6 protein-coding genes and 1 pseudogene are annotated in these 6,206 nt (G+C 63.4%); 5 read left to right on the plus strand and 2 right to left on the minus strand.

The window, feature by feature from the left end:
• The first annotated feature begins 92 nt into the window (after nt 1-92).
• Nucleotides 93-305 (plus strand): hypothetical protein, encoded by a 213-nt coding sequence (locus tag VIB55_RS04985; RefSeq protein WP_331875567.1) that lies wholly within the window; start codon nt 93-95, stop codon nt 303-305.
• A 237-nt stretch (nt 306-542) separates the two neighbouring features.
• Here VIB55_RS04985 and VIB55_RS04990 read toward each other — a convergent pair whose 3' ends face one another.
• Both VIB55_RS04990 and VIB55_RS04995 read right to left on the minus strand, forming a co-directional pair.
• Complete coding sequence (locus tag VIB55_RS04990) at nt 543-1,733, minus strand: sensor histidine kinase (RefSeq protein ID WP_331875568.1); 1,191 nt, start codon at nt 1,731-1,733, stop codon at nt 543-545.
• A gap of 344 nt (nt 1,734-2,077) precedes the next feature.
• The gene (locus VIB55_RS04995; RefSeq protein ID WP_331875569.1) at nt 2,078-2,296 is read right to left on the minus strand and encodes a hypothetical protein; all 219 of its coding nucleotides are present in this window, start codon (nt 2,294-2,296) and stop codon (nt 2,078-2,080) included.
• Nucleotides 2,297-2,756: 460 nt separating this feature from the next.
• On the opposite strand from VIB55_RS04995, the gene VIB55_RS05000 reads away from it, so the two are divergent.
• From VIB55_RS05000 to VIB55_RS05010, 4 genes and pseudogenes are all read left to right on the plus strand, one after another.
• A complete protein-coding gene (locus VIB55_RS05000) occupies nt 2,757-3,137 on the plus strand; it encodes a (deoxy)nucleoside triphosphate pyrophosphohydrolase (RefSeq protein WP_331875570.1) in 381 nt (126 codons plus the stop codon).
• A gap of 512 nt (nt 3,138-3,649) precedes the next feature.
• Entirely contained in the window at nt 3,650-3,979 is a 330-nt protein-coding gene (locus VIB55_RS25615; RefSeq protein ID WP_414681082.1) for an HNH endonuclease, read from the plus strand.
• A gap of 98 nt (nt 3,980-4,077) precedes the next feature.
• Entirely contained in the window at nt 4,078-4,968 is an 891-nt protein-coding gene (locus tag VIB55_RS05005; RefSeq protein WP_331875571.1) for a DUF6731 family protein, read from the plus strand.
• A 574-nt stretch (nt 4,969-5,542) separates the two neighbouring features.
• Nucleotides 5,543-6,206, plus strand: a pseudogene (locus tag VIB55_RS05010) (ATP-dependent DNA ligase); the annotation flags it as partial.

Raw genomic sequence — 6,206 nt, forward strand, 5'->3', positions numbered from 1 at the left:
TTGGGGGGGGGGCCGACGCGGGGGGCTGGCATTCCGCCGCGGAGGTGTTTACGTTGTCCACTAATCAATCGCAACCACCCTTTGATGATCTCATGGACAGAGACGAAGGAAAGAACCGGCTTCCCAAGCGCCGCGGGCCCACGCCCAAGCATCTGCGCGATCCGCGCCCTGCCGGGCCCCGCTGCCCCGCGCGGTGCATGGGCGGGCGCGTGCTCGGGTCCGAGAGCGGATCCATGAGCACGCTGTGCCCGCAGTGCGGCGGCAGCGGCGAGATGCTGCTGTCGGCCGCCGCGCTTTCCGAATAGGCCGCGGCGCATCCGCCCGCCGGCCCGGGGTCTCGCGCCCCGGCTGGCCTCCGGGAACGCTCGATGGTTCGCGGCGGTGCCCCCACGGGTGCGGCCGGGTCTTCCGTCCGCATTCCCTGGCACCCCGCGACGGGCGTCGATGTTCCGATGCCTCGCGTCCATCGGCGCGCGGGCCCTGGTGGCCGGCGCGGCTTTCCCGCACGCCGTCCCGCGCATCCGGCGGCGGCGCGGGCGGGCCTACGCGGTGGCCGCGCCGCCCTCCGCGTCCGACGTGGTGGGCAGGTACAGGGTGAACACCGTGCCGCGGCCGGGCTCGCTATCCACCCAGATGTACCCCGACGCGTGCTTTACGATGGCGTAGACGATGGATAGCCCCAGGCCGGTGCCCTTGCCCTCGGCCTTTGTGGTGAAGAACGGGTCGAAGATGCGCTCGCGGGCGGCCGGATCGATGCCTTCGCCGGTGTCGGCGATGGTCATTACCGCGTAGCTCCCCGGCATGATCCGGAATCCCCCGCCGTCCTCCCCGGGCGGCACCTCGCGGCTGCTGGTGCTCACCCGCAGCGTTCCCCCCGCAGGCATGGCGTCGCGCGCGTTGGCCGCCAGGTTCATCACCACCTGGTCGATCTGGCGCGGGTCTGCCACCACGTGCAGCGGCTGCCGCGACAGCTCCGCCTCTACCTTGATCGCCTGCCCGATCAGCCTTCCGGACAATTGAAGCGCGTCGCGGACGGCGGCGTTCAGCTCCACCCGCTGCGGCTGCACGGCGTTGATGCGGCTGAAGCCCAGCAGCCGCCGCGCCAGTGCGCTCGCGGCGTCGAGCGCGTGCAGGGCCTGGCCCAGGTCGCCGTGCGCGGGCGTGTTCCGCGAGAGCTGCTGCCGGGCCATGTCGGCGTTGCCGCGGGCCACCGTCAGCAGGTTGTTGAAGTCGTGGGTGATGCCGCTGGTCAGCCGGCCGATCACCTCCAGGCGGTCGGCGTGCTGCAGCTGCTGCTCCAGCTGGCGGTTCTGCGCCTGCAGCCGCCGCTGCAGAAAGTGCACGTCGAGCACGTTGCCCACGCGCAGCAGCGCCTCGTCCGGCTCGAAGGGCTTGGTGATGAAGTCGCGCGCGCCGCCCTGGAACGCGCGCCGCCGCGCCTCGGGCGTGGCGTCGCCGGTGAGCACCAGCACGGGCGGCATGCGGGTGCTGGGGAGCGCCGCGAGCTGCTCCAGCACCGCAAAGCCGTCCAGGTGCGGCATGTGAAGGTCCAGCAGCAGCAGGTCCGTCGCGCGCTCGGCCACCCGCGCGGCCACGGTGCGCGGGTCGGCCGTGGTTTCCACCGAACGGTACCCCGCGCTGGTGAGGATGCGCGAGAGCAGGTGCAGGTTGCCGGGCTCGTCGTCTACCACCAGCAGGCGAGCGTCGGGATGCGCGGCGGGCGGCAGGATCATAAAGGGTCCTTCGAATATGCGACGAGGTCCAGGCCTGATTCGGGAGCTCCCGGGGAGCGTCGTCCCGATGCCCGAAGCTCACGGGCCGTGCGAAGCGCTCAAAGTACCGGTGTTAGGCTGGAAAGGAAACGCCGTGACCGTAACAATGATGCGGATTGTGATCTGCTTGCGCCTGGAGCCCAGCAGCTGCGCCGGCAGCACGGTCGCACCTGGCCCGTTGTGAAGGCATGAAACGGACGCACGGCCAAGGCGGCGGGCGTCCGTTGTTGCGTTGGTTCCGCGTTGGATGGGTGCCGCGCGGCGCGCCAGAACTCGTGCGCCCCCCCGAGCACGGCACGCCCGGCTCACTCCTGCGATTCGCAGCCCACGCCGTCATCGTCGGCATCGAGCCGGTGCGGATCGGCGCCGGGCACGCTCACCGGGTGCCCCACGTCCGGGCAATCGAGATCATATCCGTTCCACGCCGGGTACGCCGCAAGCCCGTCGTCTGGCGAAGGAACATCAGCAACCAGAGCGGATGCTTCCTCATCAACGGGTTCCGGGACGGCTTCGTACGTGGTCACCGCTGCGGACGTAGGCCGAGGAGGGCTGGCAAGTAACGTATTCACCTCCGTATCGACAGCGATCTCCACCCGATCGGGGCCGCACGCAAGCAACGCACTACTCATCAGAAGCATTAGCACCGCAGCGTTTCGTCGCATCATAAACAACTCCCCATGTAAAGCTAAGGACAAATCAACAGCGGCGCGTCCGCCTCCCTCCTACTCTGCTGCCTCACACCGTTCCCGTCAACGGGCGAACGGTCCCGAAGGCTCGACTCCCGTGTGCAACCTACCTAGCGTGTCGCCCGCGGATGCCCCATTATTGATGCGGGAGCCAACTGTTCCCGCCACGCGTGGTACTTGAGTTACCGCGGGTGTCTACTGAAGAGAGGGACTGTCGCTCCAGCCGCACCCCACTTGGCCCCCGCGCTGATTCTACCCCGTGCACCATCCGCCATCGGATAACTCGCCCGAGCCACAGGTGCAGACCGTTGTAGCTGCGGTAATTCAGCGCGGAGATCGATTTCTGATATGCCGCCGCCCCGAAGGAAAGAACCACGGCGGACTGTGGGAATTCCCCGGGGGAAAAGTCGATGCCGGCGAGAGCTTGGAATTCGCTCTGAAACGCGAGCTTCACGAAGAGCTTGCCGTCGAGGCGACTCACGTCGGCGCGACAGTGTTTTCTGTTCGCGATCAGAAGAGCGGCTTTGAGATCTGTTTTATCCCGACCTCCGTCACGGGCGAGCCGATGGCTCTCGAACACAGCGAACTCACTTGGTCAACAACCCCTCAGCTCCTGTCGTACCCACTCGCACCGAGCGACAGGGCGTTTGCCACATTCCTGACTGGCGCTGAAGCATGATCACCTTCATCCCTGGCCAAGTCTATCATCGCATCAATGACATTCACGAGAAATACAATGGACAGCGACAAGGTGGAATCAGTACTCCATCTGACCACCCGGTGATTTTCTTGTTCACGGGAGAGCAGGGCACCCAGTACGGCTACACAGATGGATTCCACCACGACGGTACGTTTTGGTATACCGGCGAGGGGCAGGTGGGGGACATGGAAATAATTCGGGGGAATCTCTCAATCCGTGATCATCAGAGGAATGGCAAACGGCTACACTTGTTCCAGTACGTACGAAGAGGTGAGGTGCGGTACATTGGTCCGGCAAGGTATCAAGGGCACCACTTCGAGGTGGGGCCTGATCGTGACAAGCAACCCCGCAAGGTAATCGTGTTCGAGTTAGCACTGGATGCTCCAGAAGACGGAGCAGCCGACTTAGCGCCCGAGGATGCCGATCCGAGTGCGACCCGACTTGCTAAGCGACCTTTAGACGAGTTACGGCGCGCAGCCCTGCTGGCAAGCATGGCGGACACGCCCCCGTCCGTCCGGCAAGCAGTATCCTACTCGCGGAGCACGGTCGTGAAGGCTTACGTGCTACGCCGAGCTAACGGCATTTGCGAGGGCTGTCGAGCGCCCGCACCGTTTGAAGGTGTGAAGGGCGCGCCCTATCTGGAGCCCCATCACATTCGCAGGCGGGCCGACGATGGGCCGGATCACCCGAGGTGGGTGGTAGCGCTATGTCCGAACTGCCACGCCCGAGTACACCATGGAGTTGATGGACAGGAATACAACAAGTTCCTCGCAGGGAGCGTAGAGCATTTAGAGCACCTGTTCTCGCAATCTGCTGCGTAACCGGGGACGTCGCCTTGCCTAGCTCTGACAGCAACGGTACGTTCCAATTGTGGCATTACAGGTTTGATCGCTTCTAAACACGAAGGCCCGACATCACGATGAGCAGAACGCTAAAAGCTGATTTCTACCAGGTCGTCGACGCTAATGACCGACCCGCCCGGCTGGAGGAGGCGCTCCAAACCATCGCTGCTCTTCCGGAAGAGGAACGATATTTGATCGTGGGGAAAAATCCTGTTCGTTTGCACCATGCAAGCCGTAATGGTTTGCAATGGGAAGGGGAACTACTCCGGATTCGAATGGACGTGACTCCGCTTCGGGCAAACCTGATCGGTGGACTGAAGCCTTTCGAATTAGATGAGGACGAAGGACTTGGCGAGGAGACGGCGTTTCTGTTCGACGCTCGTACCCAAGTACTCGTTCTGCAGAGGAACCGGATTGGGGTCAGCGCCACCGCGGCGGCGTATTACTTTCAGAACCGCGCTGGATTGAACAACATACTCTTTCTCCGCCCAGTCCTTCGTCGCGATGCTGTGATGCGTCTGGACCGCTTGCGCCAGGTTCGAAAGCTCGACGTTCGGTTTGCAGGAGTTCGCAATCCGGAGGCTCTTCGGACGGACAGATCGGTGGCGGAAATGGTCGACGTACTTACGGAATTTCAAGCGCCCTCCGCAGCCATCACGCTGTCAATGGGCCATAAAAAGGGATCTTTGAACGTCGATACGGTGCGACGTTTCGTACAGAAAATTACGGGGTTTTCGGCAGAGAACGATCAGCCAGTTACTAAGCTAGAGATCTCTGGAACTGCTGAAGATGAGCAGGTCGACGTGTTCGATCTCATAAACTATAATCTCGTGGAAGCGGTGACAGTAGAGCCCGACGCAGGGCGGAACGTGTCATACGCCCGTCGGCGAGCGTTTCTTCGAACCTCGTGGGCGGAAAACCGGGAGTGGCTCGATCAAATGTTTCTTGACAACCAGGCGAATGTCTAAAACATTTGAGCGTGCATATCCTTATGCGGGAGCCATACTGTGTGGCTTCGGGGCGTTTTATATATTGCGATCTACGGCACTCCAACCAGGTTTCAAGGACCTAGTGGGTGCTGTCGTGAATGTCAGCGCGATCTCGGTGGGATTCTTGGCAACTGCGAAATCGCTTTTGCTCTCCCTTTCCGACCGGTCCATCATCAGTAGGCTCAAACAAACTGGGCATTTCAATACATTGGTTGGGTATTTTTTAGCTGCGGTGAATATTTGGCTGCTTCTAGCGTTGGTGAGTTCAGCCTTGCTCTATCTGTACAGTGCCGATAAACCACCTTCAAATTGGTACCGCATTCTTGTGAGCTTTTGGGCCGGCTTGTTAATGGCGGGTGTTCTGAGCTACATGAGGGCTATCGGACTCCTTTCCAAGATACTACGCTCCTAACATCGGCTATTGCATCGATGCGTTGCTCTCCCGCGCCGTTACGCGCGGTGGCGGGTTTCTACATCTGAGTCAAACTTTCCCGATTTCAGCCGCAGTGCGTCCCTTGGCCGAACCGGAGCGGGCTTTCGGCGTACTACGCCCATGCTCCCGATCCGCATCGAGCCGCAGCTGCTCACGGCCTCCAGGGAACCCCCGGAAGGGGACCGCTGGATCCACGAGGTGAAGTACGATGGCTACCGCCTGCTCTGCCGGGTGGAGCACGGCCGCGCTCGCCTGTTCACCCGCCCCGGCAACGACTGGACGCGGGCCCTGCCCGGCATCGCCGCGGCGGTGGAGGCGCTGGAAACGGGCGACGCGTACCTGGACGGCGAGCTGGTGGCGATCGGCCCGGACGGCGTGCCGGACTTCCAGGCGCTGCGGCGGTCGATCGGCGGGGGGCGCGGCGCGCTGCCGCTGGTGTACCAGGTGTTCGACGCGCTGTACGCGGGCGGCCGGTCGCTGCTGGGCGCAGAGCTGCTCACCCGTAAACGCATCGTGGCCCAGCTGGTGCGGAAATCGCGGGTGGTGCGGTACACGGACCACCTGGCTGGCGGCGGGGCGGCGCTGTACCGGGCGGCGAAGGCGGCCGGGCTGGAGGGCATCGTCTCCAAGCGCGCCGACAGCACCTACCGCCCCGGCGTCCGCTGCCGCGACTGGCAGAAGGTGAAGTGCTTTCACCGCTACACGTTCACGGTGACGGCCATCTCCCGGTCCGGAGCACGGTTGAGCGATGAGGCCGGCGAGCACGTGGGCACGGTGCCCATCT

The organism is Longimicrobium sp., assembly GCF_036554565.1.
Classification (GTDB): Bacteria; Gemmatimonadota; Gemmatimonadetes; order Longimicrobiales; family Longimicrobiaceae; genus Longimicrobium.